This is a genomic window from Halalkalibacter sp. APA_J-10(15), assembly GCF_023017105.1.
Classification (GTDB): Bacteria; Bacillota; Bacilli; order Bacillales; family Bacillaceae_D; genus Halalkalibacter.
Genome location: NZ_JALKEV010000013.1, coordinates 68,485 through 84,509, shown reverse-complemented (window position 1 = coordinate 84,509; position 16,025 = coordinate 68,485). Strand labels below are relative to the sequence as shown.

9 protein-coding genes are annotated in these 16,025 nt (G+C 38.8%); 7 read left to right on the top strand and 2 right to left on the bottom strand.

What is annotated here, in order from left to right; translation table 11 throughout:
* Positions 1–19 precede the first annotated feature (19 nt).
* Complete coding sequence (locus MW695_RS15620; protein ID WP_247106261.1) at positions 20–802, bottom strand: DNA alkylation repair protein; 783 nt, start codon at positions 800–802, stop codon at positions 20–22.
* Positions 799–1,218, bottom strand: a complete 420-nt coding sequence (locus MW695_RS15615) for a VOC family protein (RefSeq protein ID WP_247106260.1) — start codon at positions 1,216–1,218, stop codon at positions 799–801. The genes MW695_RS15620 and MW695_RS15615 overlap by 4 nt, the downstream gene beginning before the upstream one ends.
* Before the next feature lie 149 nt (positions 1,219–1,367).
* Between MW695_RS15615 and MW695_RS15610 the strand changes: the two genes are divergently transcribed.
* From MW695_RS15610 to MW695_RS15580, 7 genes are all read left to right on the top strand, one after another.
* The gene (locus MW695_RS15610) at positions 1,368–1,937 is read left to right on the top strand and encodes a dihydrofolate reductase family protein (protein WP_247106259.1); all 570 of its coding nucleotides are present in this window, start codon (positions 1,368–1,370) and stop codon (positions 1,935–1,937) included.
* A gap of 32 nt (positions 1,938–1,969) precedes the next feature.
* On the top strand, positions 1,970–2,461 hold the full coding sequence (locus MW695_RS15605; RefSeq protein ID WP_247106258.1) for a DinB family protein: 492 nt from the start codon (positions 1,970–1,972) through the stop codon (positions 2,459–2,461).
* Between the two features lie 118 nt (positions 2,462–2,579).
* The gene (locus tag MW695_RS15600) at positions 2,580–3,374 is read left to right on the top strand and encodes a DUF2935 domain-containing protein (RefSeq protein WP_247106257.1); all 795 of its coding nucleotides are present in this window, start codon (positions 2,580–2,582) and stop codon (positions 3,372–3,374) included.
* Positions 3,375–3,561: 187 nt separating this feature from the next.
* Complete coding sequence (locus tag MW695_RS15595) at positions 3,562–6,615, top strand: efflux RND transporter permease subunit (protein ID WP_247106256.1); 3,054 nt, start codon at positions 3,562–3,564, stop codon at positions 6,613–6,615.
* 326 nt (positions 6,616–6,941) lie between these two features.
* Positions 6,942–13,655, top strand: coding sequence for an Ig-like domain-containing protein (locus MW695_RS15590; RefSeq protein WP_247106255.1), 6,714 nt, complete (start codon positions 6,942–6,944; stop codon positions 13,653–13,655).
* A gap of 371 nt (positions 13,656–14,026) precedes the next feature.
* The gene (locus MW695_RS15585) at positions 14,027–14,725 is read left to right on the top strand and encodes an ABC transporter ATP-binding protein (protein WP_247106254.1); all 699 of its coding nucleotides are present in this window, start codon (positions 14,027–14,029) and stop codon (positions 14,723–14,725) included.
* Complete coding sequence (locus MW695_RS15580; RefSeq protein WP_247106253.1) at positions 14,715–15,983, top strand: ABC transporter permease; 1,269 nt, start codon at positions 14,715–14,717, stop codon at positions 15,981–15,983. The genes MW695_RS15585 and MW695_RS15580 overlap by 11 nt, the downstream gene beginning before the upstream one ends.
* The last annotated feature ends 42 nt before the right edge of the window (positions 15,984–16,025 follow it).

Here is a 16,025-nt window from a genome sequence, read left to right as displayed (position 1 = left end):
ATATACGCTCTTCTATGGTTTACTCGAGATCATTTAATATGTCAAGTGCTCTTGCGTCTCCTTGTTTCTTTAATGTTCGTAAGCCTTGTTGGATAACACGGCTGTTATAGTCGATGGAGCTTGTGATTTCATTTCGAAGCCAGCTTAACGTTTGTTCGGGGTGGGTTTTCGTTAGATCATTAATATGATTGGCGACTGATTTTCTGACATAAGGCGATGGATCGTTTACTAATGGTTGAAGAAGCTGGAAGTGGTACGTAATATCGCCCTTCAGCACATCAATCTTCTTCGCCCATGGTAGGCGAGGACGTGTTCCTTCACTGACAAGGCGGCGGACGTGAGAGTTTGTATCATTTAGCCAGCTTGTTAAAATTTCTAAGGTTTGCTCTGGATCATGAGCTAAGTATGGACGTAAGGCATATTCAGCAGTATGTCGTTTTGTAATCTGATAAAGAGCCTGCATAGATAAATGATAATGATTAAGACCATATGTTTCAACAAAGTGAGCAATTGGCATGAGAAAGTATCCGTTTGTAAACATCCCTTCCTCTGTTTTGTTTTCCGGACCAAGGATGTTTAACAAAATGGCTAGAGAGTCCGGATAATTATCTGGTAACTGTTCCTTCAGAGCTTGACTAATGACGGCTACCCTAGCTTTTAACTGTAGTGGCAAGACTTGATGTTTAACAGAATCAATAAAGGCTTCGGACTGAAACGAAGGGTAATGTGGAACGATCAGTGTCGAAAGATGATGAGCAAGTTCTTCGCTGAAATAGTCTTTTAAAGCTACTGACTCTGTCATGATTGTTTGTCCCAAATGTTTTCTTTGTAATGCTGATTATAGGTTTCATCTGGTGGTATGATTTTAATAATATCGAGTAATATACCGTTCGGATCACTCGTAATAAAGTGGCGTTGACCAAACGCTTCATCACGAATATCTAAGTGTAATGGTAAATTTTGTTTGCGGATTAATTCCTCGTAAAGCGTGTCAACATCATCAACTTCAATATTGAGAATAAGTCCTTCAGTTTTTTCTCGGAATCCTTCTGGAATTGTCGCGTGAGAATCGTTTAGAAGGGCAAGCTCAAAAGAATTTTTTTGCAGGCTAACGTACCAATCGTCTTCAAATATCGCTTTAAAGCCAAAATGCGTTTGATAAAATTGTCTACTTTCGGTCAATTTGTTTGTTAATAGAACAGGATAAAAGCTTTTCATTATTTTGTACCTCCTAGGAATATGAATATAATAAGATTTTAACATACATTCAGTATGTATGTAAATAGAGCAATTAAAAAGAAATAGGGGAAGCTGCTTCTTGTTATGATGGAGACATCGATGAAAACTTAATTCTAAGGAAGGGATGAATGTGGTTGAGGAAGGTTATTTTATCAATGGTTACGTCTTTAGATGGCTTTGTTGAAAAGAAGAATAGAGATATTTCATGGCATGTTTGGGATGAAGAGATGCAAGCTTATATGGATGATTTTTTAGAGGGAGTTGATACGTTACTCTATGGTCGTCGATCTTATGAAATGATGATTGAATATTGGCCTGAAGCGGAGAAGAATGAGCGAAACAGCGAAGAACACCGTGCTTTTGCTCGTAAAATGAATACACTCCGTAAAGTTGTTTTTTCTCATACGCTGAATGCTGTAACGTGGAATGCACGCATTGTTAAGGAAAACATTGAAGATGAGATTCTAGCTATGAAGCAGCAAGAAGGGAAGGACATCGTTTTGCTAGCTGGTCCTACTCTTGCTTCGACGTTGATCAGGCATAACGTCATTGACGAGTATCGCGTAATTGTGAATCCAGTTGTATTAGGTGAGGGTCAACCACTGTTTCAAGCAAGACCACGAGCGATTGAGCTAGTAAGTACGAGGACTTTTCACTGTGGAAATGTGTTGCTTGTGTATCAGACAAGCAAAGTCTAGATCTTTTACCGCAAATAGAAGGGGTGTTTTACATGAACTTGCAAAAAACATTTATCGAAGAATATAAAAGGGAAATGGATATGACACGAGAAACATTGAAAAGCATACCGGAGGACAAGTTATCTTGGAAACCTCATGAGAAATCGATGACGTTAGGTCAATTAGGTTTACACATCGCGTTGATACCTGGCCGATTATCAGAGCTGTTCAGTAAGCTAAAACGGGAGGTTCCAACTGTTCCTCTAGGTGAACCTGAATCAATTACACAACTACTAAATGCTTTAGAAGAAAGTGAAATAATCGCGATGAAGCACTTAACGATTTGGAATGAGGAACAGCTTGAAGCAGACTGGTCAATGGTTGATGGCGAACAAATATTAATGACAGAACCACGATGGGTGATGATTCGCTCGTTAATGTTTAATCACCTGTATCATCATCGTGGTCAGTTGACGGTTTATTTGCGACTATTAAATATTTCAGTACCGGCTATTTATGGGGCAAGTGCTGTTGAAAATGGATAACGCTAAAAAGTACTTCTTATGGTCATAAAAACTGTAAGAAGTATTTACTTTTGGACAGACATAAATTTTGAAAATGTGCGATATGTTTGGGGTGAGAAGTGAAAGGAGGAATCGTCTAATGAGTTCATTTGAACAAATAGCAGCATTTGAAAATGGGTTTTGGTTACAGGTGCTTGGTGATCATGCACGATTCATTCATGATGCGTTAGCCCCTAGTGAAGAAGAGAAGATTACTGAAGCGTTGTATTATATTGATGCATTTGATCAGTTGTTGGAAAATGTTAATAGAGAAGATCCGATTATACTTAGCCAAGTAACAGCGGAAGAGGTAGAGAAGCTGAGGCGCTTCAAGCTCAGTATCATTGAACAGCATTTAGTAGGTGAAATAAAAATTGATTTAGGACCAACGTTTCTTAATCATATGGTTAATGAGCTAGATGAATATTTAATGATTTTGGACTATTTGAAAAAAGGGGAGTCTCCTCCAATGTTCCATGAGCTCCATCATCATTTAGTTTGGCTGTTAGATGCAGCAGGTCATGCTGGGGCAATTACAGATAACATGGATCGGATTGAAAAGAATATTCGCGATAAAAGTGGAGCGTTTACGAAGGAATTTGAAGAGTTTTACTTAAAGGCAGTTGAATTAAAAGGATTTCTCCGAACGAACCTGTCGACTTTTCCTGCGTTAGATCGTTTTAACCATGATGTAGCATTAGAAATGCACCTGTTTCAAAGCTTTGTTGATGAAATCGAGGAGCTTGAATTAAGTAAACAAGCGTTAGGAACATTTGCACCATTAATGGCTGACCATATGATGAGAGAGCAATGCTATTATTTAATTAAGCTAGCAGAGTCAACGGATATAGAGGATCCTAATTGTGATCCTACAAAGCCTCGGTTGGAAACGTAATCTATGATCATTCATCTAGTACGTAAGCTTAATACAAGTTTATTCTTGTATTAGGCTTTTTCAATGTTGTTATCAGGAGAGCTTGTATCATTCATTAAGTAGTCACATTTATTTGGTTTAAGGTTGTCTGATTATGTGAATATAAGGGAGGAAGTGAAATTTAAGATGCGGATGGAGGAAAAGGCCGATGAATGGGCTATTAGAGCGCTCTAAGCTGTTTTTAATTTTGTTTTTATTATTTGTTATTGTTGGTGTTTATACTTTTTTAACTGTGCCACAGCGTGAAATTCCTGAAACAACATTAACTATTGGCACGATTACAACGGTCTATCCGGGTGCGACGGTTGATGCAGTGGAGCGACATGTAACAAATCCGATTGAGGTAAATCTACTAGCGATTGATGGAATTGAAGAAATAAGCTCTGTCTCAGTTGCTGGTGCATCTTCAATCGTTATAACAATAGAAGAAAGAGCAGATAAGTCAGAAGTAATGGGAGAAGTGCGACAATCGGTTGCAAATGCTTCAGTCACATTTCCAGATGAGGTTCAATCACCTACTGTATCAGATGTGCAATCGAATATGCCAATTTCCTCTTATTTTATTACAGCAGATGATCCTGAACAGATGCAAACACTGTATTCAGAAATAAAGAGATGGGAAGATGAGGTTAGTCGAGTTGCTGGTGTTGCGGATGTGATCGTAAAAGGGGTTGAAGAAGAGCAGATTACTCTTACGTTAGATTCGGAAGAACTTGGGGCTAAAGGTTTTGCTTTCCTAGATGTTATCCATGCATTGGAGAATGAGTTTGACTTGCCGCCGCTTGGGAAGCAAGAAGTGGATGGCTCTTTGTATCAATTGAAAATGGAAGAAACAAGAGAAGTTGCTGCGCTAGAGCGTGTGCTAATTGGGCAAAATCTTGCTGGGGATGCTGTTTTTATAGAAGATGTTGGCTCAGTGTCGATTGAGGCAAAACAGCCTAATGATCGGATATCGATTGATGGAACCGCAGCTATTTCATTCACGGTTGTTGTCCAACCAGGTGAGGACATTCCAACTGTACATAATCGAGTAGATGATAAGGTGCAGCAGCTGTCGACTTCGTTATCAGATGAGTTTGAGTTAGTCTCTTATTATTCACAAGCTGATCTTGTGAATGAGATATTTAGAGGGCTCTTTATGTCGCTCGTGATTGCGGTTGTCGCTGTAATTGTTACAAGCTCCTTAGGTTTAACGTTACCTGGTGCGGTTGTTGTTGCACTAGCTGTACCATTATCAGTATTAATGGGGATCATTCCACTTCCGTTTGTAGGAGTAGATCTTAATCAGATTTCAGTCATTGGACTCATTATTGCGTTAGGTATATTAGTGGATGATTCTATTGTCGTTAATGATAACATTCAACGTCGATATGAGTTAGGTGACTCCGCGAAATTAGGAATTATTAACGGAGTGAAGGAAATATGGGTGTCGATCGTGACATCAACATTAGCTATCGTCTTTACTTTTTCACCACTCGTTTTTCTGAGTGGAGCAAACGGTGATTTTATTCGTGCAATGCCGACGATCTTAATTACGACGATCCTTGCTTCGACTGTTGTTGCTTTAGTATTTGTTCCAATCCTGCGCTTTTTGTTTTTTCGAGAAGGGAAAAGAAATAGGAAGAACAGTTCAGCGGGCTTACTTGGAAAATTATTTAAATGGGTACAAGATTTCTATGCAGATAAGCTACTGAAGAATATCGGAGAAAAGCCTGTGACTGTATCAGTGGTGGGCTTACTTGCGACAGCGGCTATTTTTAGTCTCGTTATGCTAACACCATTTGAGTTTTTTCCAGCAGCTGATCGTGAAGAAGTGACAGTTGATGTGACTTTACCTGCGGGGACAACACTTGATGAGACCTACGATAGGTTAGCAGAAATGGCTAATTATTTTGAAGAAGATGAAGGAGTTTATGAAACGAGTATTTTTGCTGGAAGCGGTCTACCGAATTTATTTAATAGCTCCCTCGATCAAAGCGGTGAATATACTGGTCAGCTTGTTGTAAGAGTAGACCGTCAGAATCAAACAGCACAAGGATTTATCGAACAATGGACAGAGCCTGTTCGCGAGCAATATCCCGAGGCAACGATCTTTTTAGAGACGATCGAACAAGGACCACCAAGTGGAGCCCCAGTTACAGTTACTTTGATAGGAACAAGCATGGAACAGCTAATCGATATCCGTAATGACCTGACACAAGAAATTCAAGCGTTGGGAGCAGAATTGGTCATGGATGATGTCGGGGAATCAGAGCCGACCATTATTTACAGTGTCGATCGTGACCAAATGGAGGATGAAAATATTCGCCTTCGAGATATAAATCAACGGATTGGACTTGCGACTGAAGGTGTACCTGTGCAAGCTTTTGATGATGGGAATGAAACGATGGGAATTGTCATGTTCATGGACCGCATTGAAAGAGGAAGTGAGCTTCAGCTTGATGAGCTTGAACTAGCTGGCACTTCACAAGGAGAGCAAGGGCCACGAGAATTAATTGCATTGTCTGATTTAGTTACAGTTGATTACACGGAGGAGCTAAGGGCGATTCCTCACTTAAATGGTGAGAGAGCTATTACGATTCGGGCGTTTCCAGGTGCGGTTACTAATTTTGAGGCGAAAGTATCAGACATCGTTGAGACGTATCAAATGCAATTAGGCGATAATCAATATGACATAGTTTTAGGTGGAGAGAATGACAATCAAGATAATTTCTTTGCGGAAATTATCGTCTTATTTATCATTGTTCTTGTTCTTGTCTATTTATTAGTGGCTTTTCAATTTAATTCTTTAACGCGACCGTTCTTAATCTTAGTCGCTGTCTATTTAGCGATTGCCGGGGCTATACTTGGATTGTTTGTGACGCAAACACCGATTAGCTTTTTAGCCGTGATGGGAATGGTTTCATTGACAGGAATCGTTGTACGCAATGCGATTGTATTAATTGAATTTATCGAGCAGCGGTTACGTACAGAAATGAAACTATTAGATGCCGTAAGAGAAGCAGGCCGAGCACGAATTCGACCGATTCTCTTAACAGCGATTACGTCTATTGTTGCCTTGATACCGATTGCATTAAGTGGTGATGCACTTTTTACACCATTAGCGATTACAATTATTTCAGGAATTTTATTTTCAACCTTGTTAACGCTGCTCATTGTACCAGCTTTGTATGTGGTGATGGTTAGGAGAAGATATAATTAGTTTATGAAAACAGCCTCAAAGTCAAAAAGACTTTGAGGCTGTTTTTTTTCAAAGATATGAAAGTTTAAAGTTTATTGGGAGATGAACACAGTGGGGTTATTCGTGATTTTCATGAAAACCGAAAGATGATTCATGTCCTTTCTTAATTTCAGGAAATTTTGAAAACTTAAACAAAACTTAAACTACGATTAGTAGGATAAATGATATGAGTGGTTACATACATGAATTACGATGAAAGGCCTATGTTTTTCAGATGAAACGAGGAGATTGCTATACAGCCACAGAAATAAGGTTACTTCGTCAAATGGAGAGGAGAAAAGGGAAAAATGAGTAAGCGAAATTATTTCAAGAAGAAAATCGGTGTGGTTAGTCTAGTATTACTGTTAGTATACTCAAGTGTTCTGCCAATCGAAATCGTCATCGCTGAAGATGAAGCGAGTGATGTATTGATTACTGAGGAAGAAGAGGGCTTGTTAGGTGGTGAAGGAAACGTTAAAGAAGAAGATGAAGAATTAGACTTCACTTCTGATGTAGATAAAGGGGAAGATATTAAAGAGAATGATGATAAGGATATAGTAAAGGACCTTGAAATTACACAAGATGATCATTCATGGCAAACGTCTCAAGTAGGAGAAGCCGAGGTTGAGTCTGACATGGAATTAGCAAGTATAAGTTTAACGATGTATTCAAATGGCGATGGTTCTGTGGAAAATCCATATATTATTGAAACGGCAGAGCAGTTGAATGGAGTTAGAAATAATTTAAACGCTCATTATCTGTTAGAGAATGATATTGACTTGGCAGCATACAGCTCTGGACAAGGCTGGGTACCGATTGGGATCAGCTCTAATCAATTTAATGGAACGCTTGACGGAAATGGTCATGTAATTACAAATTTGACAATTGATCGAAGTAACACTAGACAAGACGATCAAGGACTATTTGGTGTGATTGGTGAGAATGGTGTAGTAAAAAATGTTTCCTTAGAAAATATTGAAATAGGTAGTAATCAAGGTTTTTCTGTTGGTGGATTAGTCGGCCTTAATTATGGCGAGATTAGTGGAGTGAGCATCAATAGTACGGTTGAGGGAAGATATTACGTTGGTGGACTAGTTGGTAGAAACTATGGTGATGTTAGCCGAGCATATGCTGAGGGTCTTATTTTTGGTTTTAGTAGAGTTGGTGGATTGATTGGGGAAAACGATGGTGATGTTATTCAATCGTCCGCTGAAGTCTATGTAAACGGTGATGACTTCATTGGTGGTTTAGTTGGATTGAATTTGAGTAATGGAAATGGAATAAGTCAATCATTCGCAAAATCTACCGTAAAAGGAAATCAAGATGTCGGTGGCTTAGTGGGACAGAATCAAAATACTATAGTTCAATCATATGCTGAGAGTACTGTAGAAGGATATCGAAATATCGGTGGCTTGATAGGAAATCAATCATGGAGTAACAAAAAAGTAAGTGAGTCCTATTCCAATAGTTTTGTAACAGGAAATGAGAACATGGGTGGTTTAGTAGGTTCAAAGCATGATGTAGCGACTATTGAAGCTTCTTATTGGAATAGGAGTGTCGAGAATGGAGGTTCTTTAGATAATGGATTTGGAACACCTTTAACTGAAGAAGAATTAAAACAATTTAGCAAATATGATGATTGGGACACTACAAATACGTGGTATGTCTATCATGGGCAGACGTTTCCCATTTTACAGTGGGAAAATCCATTGGAAGAAGTTGAAGTAGACATTGATTTTTCTGAGTTGAAGGTTGGGGATATGGCTCAGCTAACAATTACCGCAAACCATCAAGAAGGTTCCTTTGATGGAACGATTCATGCTAACTATGAAGTAACAGAAGGGGATCACGTTGTTGAGGTAGATAAAGATGGTGTTGTAACAGCAAATGAAAGTGGTGAGGCTGTTATTACCGTTACACTTTACGGTGAAGTGGCTACAATGAAAGTAACAGTTGAAGAGGCCATGTTTGCAGATGGAGATGGTTCTGCTGAAAACCCTTATATTATTATGACTGCACAGCAGCTAGATGTTGTTAGACAAGATGTAGTGGCTCATTACAGATTAGGTAATGATATTGATTTAGCAGCCTACCTTTCAGGAGAGAGCTGGGAGCCAATCGATCAATTTAATGGTACGTTTGATGGTGCGGGCTATCAAATAAAAGGATTAAAAATTGATGGAAATAATATTCATAGTATTCATCTAGGGATGTTTGCAAGATTATATGATTCTGGAGTGATTAAGAATGTCACTTTAGTTGATTTGGATATAACTGGTCGTCGGAATATCGGTGGGTTAGTTGGGGTGGCTTCTACGTTTGCTCGAATTGAAAACTCATCGGTAACAGGATCTTTGTCGGGAAGTAATGAAGTCGGCGGGTTGGTTGGAGTAAATTTTGGGATGATTAGTGGATCAGTTGCTTCGACTACCATTTCAGTGAGCGATTCCAGTGGTGGTGGCCTTGTTGGTCAAAATGGAGGAGAAATTAAAAATTCATATGCTAGTGGGGAAATATCAGGTGATAGCGGTATTGGTGGCTTAGTTGGAGGACATCCAAGGGATTTGAACAATAGGAAAATAATTAATTCCTATTCAAATAGTATCGTAACTGGGAATAATGATATTGGTGGCTTAGTTGGGTATGTTCATGATCCAACCTTTATAGTGAATTCTTATTGGAATACGAGTGTATATGATGGGGATTATCCAGACAATGGGATCGGTACACCTTTGACGGAAGAACAGTTAAAACAATTCAACACGTATACTAACTGGGATTTTACAAATACGTGGTACGTTTATAATGGTCAAACGTTTCCTTTTTTACAGTGGGAAAACCCATTGGAAGAAGTTGAAGTAGACATTGATTTATCTAAGCTGAAGGTTGGAGAGACTTCTCAACTAACAGTTACAGCAAACCATCAAGATGGTTCATTTGATGGAACGATTCATGCTAACTATGAAGTTACAGAAGGAGATCAATTCGTTGACGTAGATCAAAATGGGATTGTAACTGCAAAAGAAAGTGGTGAGGCTGTTATTACCGTTACACTTTATGGTGAAGTGAACACAATTGATGTAACAGTTGTAGAACCACTATTTACGGAAGGTGACGGAACAGCTGATAATCCTTATATTATTACGACACCAGAGCAATTAGATGGTGTAAGAGAGAATTTGGAGGCTTATTATCAACTAGGAGCTGATATTGACTTAGCAGAGTATCTTTCAGGAGAGAGCTGGGAGCCAATAGGTCGTGCTGGTACTCCATTTATAGGTACATTTGATGGTGACGGTTATGAAATTACAGGATTACAATTCGAGAACGAATTTAGGGAAAATTCAGGGTTGTTTAGTGCACTTAAAAACCCTGGAGTGATTAAAAACGTTACATTAGTAGATGTAGATATTAAGGCTACTAGGCACACTGTTGGTGGTTTAGTTGGTATTAATTTAGGAACAGGTAGAATTGAAAACTCAACTGTAACAGGAACCTTGTCGGGAAGTAGTAATGTGGGCGGTTTGGTTGGAATGAATTATGGGATGATTCATGAGTCAGCTGCTCATACGACCATTCAATTGAGTAATATCAATGGTGGTGGTCTTGTTGGTATAAATTATGGGAGTATTATAAAATCATATGCTATAGGTGAAATTTCTGGTAGAAATAGTATTGGCGGTTTAGTTGGAAGCTATTTTGTGGGAAGAGACAATAGTAAGGTTAGTGAATCCTATTCTAGCAGTATCGTAACTGGTGATGATCATGTTGGTGGTTTAGTCGGTTTATTGACTAATGATTCTGCCATTATTGAACATTCTTATTGGAATAAAAGTGTGTATGGTGGGGATTATCCAGACAATGGATACGGTATTCCTATAACGGAAGCAGAGTTAAAACAACTGAGTACATTTACTAATTGGGATTTTACGAATACGTGGTACGTCTATAATGATCAGGTGTTCCCATTTTTACAATGGGAAAATTCATTGGAGTCAGTAGAAGTGAAACTCGATTCTTCAACGTTACAGATTGGTAACAGCACGCAAATAACCGTCACCGCCCATCACGAAGAAGGGTCATTTGATGGAACAAGTAATGCTGAATATGAAGTTACTATAGGAGATGATCTAATCTCCATAGATGAAGATGGTCAGGTCACAGCCACCGCACCAGGAAATGCAGAAATAACTGTCCAATTATTCGGTGAAGTGAGTACGCATGAAATTGAGGTTCTTTCGTATCAGATTTCAAGGATAGAAGAGTTTCAACCTATTACTGTGGACAATGGAACTGAAATCGATCATGTTGGCTTGCCAACGACGATACAAGTGACGGTAAGTCCAGAAGATGTGTTGCGGGATATTAAGGTGCAATGGACTGATGCAGATGAAGACAATCCGTATGATGCAAATAAAGCGGGAACGTACACATTTATCGGTACATTAGTTGATATTCCAGGTGATGTTAGAAATCCTAATCATTTAACTGCATTGATAGATGTGATTGTCGATGTGCCATTTATAACTGATGTTGAAGCAATAGATAGTATTTCAGTTGAAAACGGAACGAAGCGTGCTGATCTTACATTACCTGACGAAGTTCACGTTACATTAAATAATGGTGAGACCGCGCAAATTGGTGTGAGCTGGGATAACGGAGAACCTTTATACGACGAGTTGAAGGCTGGAACTTATATGTTTACAGGAACCTTTGAATTGTCAGAGGGAGTGATAGAACAAGTAACAACCTTTGTTGCTTCGCTTATAAACAGTGAATTTGACCAGCCTTTAAAGGTGGGAAATCCTGATAACATTACGGCAACAGTTGAAGTTGAAGTTCAAAAACCATTTATAACAGAGGTAGAACAATTAGCAGCGATTCATGTCGCAAATGGGACGGAACTTAGCGAAGTTGGCTTACCAGATCAGGTTAATGTAACGTTAAATAACGGTCAAGATCTTGATGTATATGTAGATTGGAATGAAGGTGTTCCAGAATATGCGAAGATGACATCTGGAGTGTATCAATTCAAAGGAACGTTGAAACAGCATGAAGAGATTGAAAATCCTGATCAAAAAATAGCAATCGTTGATGTAGTTGTCGGTGAGCCAATCATTACAGAAGTAGGTACAATAAAGGCCATTCATGTGGCAAATGGGACAGAGCATTCAGAATTGATTTTGCCAGAGCAAGTAGAGGTTACAGTTAATAATGGAAACACGATTAACGTAGGTGTGACATGGGATAAAGGCGATCCAACGTATAATGGAATGCGGGCAGGCACTTATTTATTTGCGGGTAAGCTGGAATTACCAACCGGTGTACTGAATCCGGATAACAAGCAGGCCGAAGTCGAAGTCGAAGTAGATAAACCATTTATAACAGAGGTAGAATCATTAAGAGTTATTCAGGTTGAAAATGGCACGAAGTTATCTGAAATCGGCTTTGCAGAACAAGTTATGGTGACGTTAAATAATGGCGAGAAAAAGACGATTAATGTGACATGGGATGAAGGAGGCCCGGACTATAACGGATTAAAGGCTGGTACTTATCGTATCACGGGAGGCTTGGAGGGGTTAAGTGGAATCGAAAATCCGAATAATATAAGGGCAGTAGCAGAGGTAAAAGTAGGACGACCGTATATTACGGAAGTGGAGACTTTAGAAATCATTTCAGTAGCAAACGGTACAAATTCTGAGGAAATTGGCTTACCAAAACAAGTCGAGGTGACGTTAAATAATGGTGGTCAAGCAACCGTTGATGTGAAATGGGACGAGGGTGTCCCTAAATATGATGGAAAGAAAGCAGGAGTGTACCAATTTACGGGTACGTTTAATCAGCTAAATGAGATTGAAAATCCCAATTTTAAACAAGCAGCAGTTGAGGTGAAGGTCGATCAACCTACGATTGTAGAAGTAGGTGATTTAGGAGATATAGCTATCATTAGTGTTGCTAACGGAACGAAACGTTCTGATCTTGAATTGCCGGAGAAAGTCGAAGTCATTTTGAATAATGGTGAAACAACAGAAATTGATGTAATGTGGGATGATGGTCAGCCTCCATATGACGAGAAGAAGGCCGGGACGTACACGTTTACAGGGACCTTCGTGTTAACAAAAGGAATGTTTAGCAGTCTTACAACATCAATTGCAACGATTTTTACTAGTGAATGGAATCTGTCAAACGAAATACAGAATCCGGAACAACTAACGGTAACCATTGATGTAGAAGTTCATGAACCGTTTATATCAGAAATCGAACGATTTGAGCGGCTTCATGTTGAAAATGGTGTTAAACGGAAAGATCTTGATTTACCTCCGTATGTTGAGGTTGTGTTAAACAATGGCGAGAAAATGAATGTTCACGTAAATTGGGATGAAGGTGTGCCAAAGTATAACGAGAAACAGTCTGGAACTTATCTATTCAATGGAACACTTGAACAATTAAGTGGTATCGAGAACCGAAGTGATGAGCAGGTGACTATTGAAGTGATTGTAGGTGATCCGATCGTTATGTCAGTAGAACGCTTTGAGGATATTACTGTCGTGAACGGAACGAAACGGATAGATCTAAATCTACCGAGTTCTATAGAGGTCTTACTAAACAATGGAGAGACAATAGAGGTGAATGTGACGTGGAATGATGGGAAGCCTCAGTATGATGGAATGAGAGCTGGCTCCTATGTGTTCATAGGAACGTTAGATCAGTTGACTGATGTACTGAATCCTTCTAGTATTCATGCAAGCCTAACGGTTTACGTTTCTGAAAAGGATGATCCAGTTACTTATGACCCTCATCTAGAAGATCCTGAAGAGCATCATAATAAAAATGATCATTCTCCAATAGACCAAGGGATGTTAAGAAGAGAACATGAAGAATATAAATCTATGAGTGATGATGAAGAAGAACTATTACCTAAAACAGCAACACCACATTTCAAAATATTACTAATCGGGTTTTTCCTTGTAGTACTAAGCAGAGTTTTGCTATTTTTGAAAAGAAAGCAGCTGAAGCGATAGCCTTTTGCAAGACGAAAGGTACTATTACTGATAAACCTACATTTCATTGAGAAATGCAGGTTTCAGCCTGTCGACAAAGACTCGCAAAAGCGAGACAGTCGACAGGCTTTTTTTGAGTAGTTGCCACAATAAGGCGCTTCGACCTCGCTCCCGGGATGGGAGGTACGCTTTGAATAGAGGAAAAATAGAAATTCCCTGGTCTGAAACCTACATTTCATTGAGAAATATAGGTTTTTTATTTTAAAGGTTATAACTTCTTCATCGTTCATCTTTGAAAAATATATTGACAAAAATACTATTTGTTATTAGAGTATTATCTGTATTATATTATATAATACAGATAATACGATTTAAGAAAAAGGAGTGCTACGATGATCGAGATAAATAATCTATCTTTTTCCTACAAAGTAGGAAAAGGAGCTAAAAAACAGGATATTCATGTATTGGAAAGAAACACCTTTACTATTAATGATGGAGAGATGGTTTCAATTGTTGGACGAAGTGGTTCTGGTAAATCAACGTTGTTAAGCTTGTTGGCAGGATTTATGCCTTTAAGTGAAGGAAGTATTCGTTTTGATGGACGTGAAGTAATGACGTTTTCTGAGAAAGAATGGGCTCTATTCCGATTGGAGCATATTGGGTTTGTCTTTCAAAATTTTCAACTGATTTCGAGTGCAACGGTTTTTGATAATGTCGAGTTACCATTGATTTTAAAAGGTGTCAGTATGAAGGAAAGAAAGAAGCGAGTAATTGACATATTACAAGAGGTTGGCTTAAAAGATCATCAAAAACATTTCCCAAACGAGCTTTCAGGTGGTCAGCAGCAGCGAGTAGGGATTGCACGTGCCATTATTACGAACCCAAAATATGTGTTTGCTGATGAACCAACAGGAAGTTTAGATACAAATACAGAGCGGGAAGTTTTAGCTATATTAAAGAAGCTCAATCAAGAACGAAAGATGACGTTTGTGATGATTACTCATGATGAGGAAGTGGCGGCAATTGCAGATCGCACCCTTCTTTTAGAAGATGGTGAGCTTCAATCAGGGGGGGAACAGCATGCAATTTAATGATCAGTTTCAGTATGTAAAACGGAATATGGGGAAAAACCGATTGCGTTTATTTATGACGGTACTAGCTACAACGATGGGATGTGCGTTCTTAATTGTTCTTGCTTCAGTCGGTTTTGGGCTGCAAAATTCGATTGTTGATGAGTTTATGCAGCATCAATTAATGAATGAAATTTCGATTTATGGTAGAGAGGAAGATGAAGATTGGAAGGCAGTAGAGGAGAGTGATATAGAGGAAATTCATCAGCTTGAACATATTAAGGCGATAGTGACTCGAAGTAACGTTCAATATCCGGTGGATGTCTCGATTGATTCTTATTCGGGAGAAATGACTACAAGGTTGACGAATTTCGAAGAAGAAGAGAAATCGGGTTTTTCTTTGGCAGATGGACGCTTTCCTGAACAGGAAAATGAAATCATTGTTGGTTACCATACCCATGAAATGTTATACGATTCAGATGAAAACGAAGAACCTACTTCTTATCAGAGTAGCGTATTAAATGAGACCGTTACAATAACCGTTTACGATTGGGAAGAGGATATTAGATATGAAGAGAAGTTCGTTATTGTAGGTATAGGAGCGGAGCCTGAGCAGGAATGGAGACATGATTCATCAGTATATATATCTGATTCCATATCAGAAAAGGAAATCCTTCTTTCTGAAGAAATAGACGGTGAAGTGTATTCATATGGATTGGACCAGGTAAGTGTATACGCAACTGATGCTCAACAAGTTGAAGGCCTATCTAATTCGTTAAAGGATAAAGGGTTTATAATTGATTCAGTCAGTGAACGTATTAATGGAATGTCGTTATTTTTTACAGCTTTGAAAACGGGATTAATCATTGTAGGGACAGTAGCGGTCGTTATAGCTTCGATTGGAATCTTTAATACGATGACAATGGCGGTAACAGAGCGAACGCAAGAAATTGGGATAATGAAAGCGATTGGAGCTGACCCGACTGTAATTAGGAGATTATTTTTAATGGAAAGTGCGATTATAGGCGTATTAGGTGTAGTCATTGGTGTGATTATTTCTTACGCAATTAGCTTTGCTGTTAATTGGATCATTCCAAGAGTACTCGTGGAAGTAACAGAAACCCCTGAATTTATGGATGTGACGTTTTCTGCGATTCCGATTCAGCTTGTTGCCATTGCAGCATTTATTAGTTTGTCGGTAGCCATTGTGTCAGGAATACGTCCAGCTAAGAAAGCAACAAAAATCCATGTGCTATCGGCATTAAGAAGAGAAGCATAGATTAATTTGAGGTGAACTAAAGTAAAGTACTCCTCTAACATG

Coding starts and splice junctions, on each gene's coding strand:
- MW695_RS15585 (WP_247106254.1), top strand. CDS start 14,027: ATGATCGAGATAAATAATCTATCTTTTTCCTACAAAGTAGGAAAAGGA.
- MW695_RS15620 (WP_247106261.1), bottom strand. CDS start 802: ATGACAGAGTCAGTAGCTTTAAAAGACTATTTCAGCGAAGAACTTGCT.
- MW695_RS15610 (WP_247106259.1), top strand. CDS start 1,368: ATGTGGTTGAGGAAGGTTATTTTATCAATGGTTACGTCTTTAGATGGC.
- MW695_RS15605 (WP_247106258.1), top strand. CDS start 1,970: ATGAACTTGCAAAAAACATTTATCGAAGAATATAAAAGGGAAATGGAT.
- MW695_RS15590 (WP_247106255.1), top strand. CDS start 6,942: ATGAGTAAGCGAAATTATTTCAAGAAGAAAATCGGTGTGGTTAGTCTA.
- MW695_RS15580 (WP_247106253.1), top strand. CDS start 14,715: ATGCAATTTAATGATCAGTTTCAGTATGTAAAACGGAATATGGGGAAA.
- MW695_RS15595 (WP_247106256.1), top strand. CDS start 3,562: ATGAATGGGCTATTAGAGCGCTCTAAGCTGTTTTTAATTTTGTTTTTA.
- MW695_RS15600 (WP_247106257.1), top strand. CDS start 2,580: ATGAGTTCATTTGAACAAATAGCAGCATTTGAAAATGGGTTTTGGTTA.
- MW695_RS15615 (WP_247106260.1), bottom strand. CDS start 1,218: ATGAAAAGCTTTTATCCTGTTCTATTAACAAACAAATTGACCGAAAGT.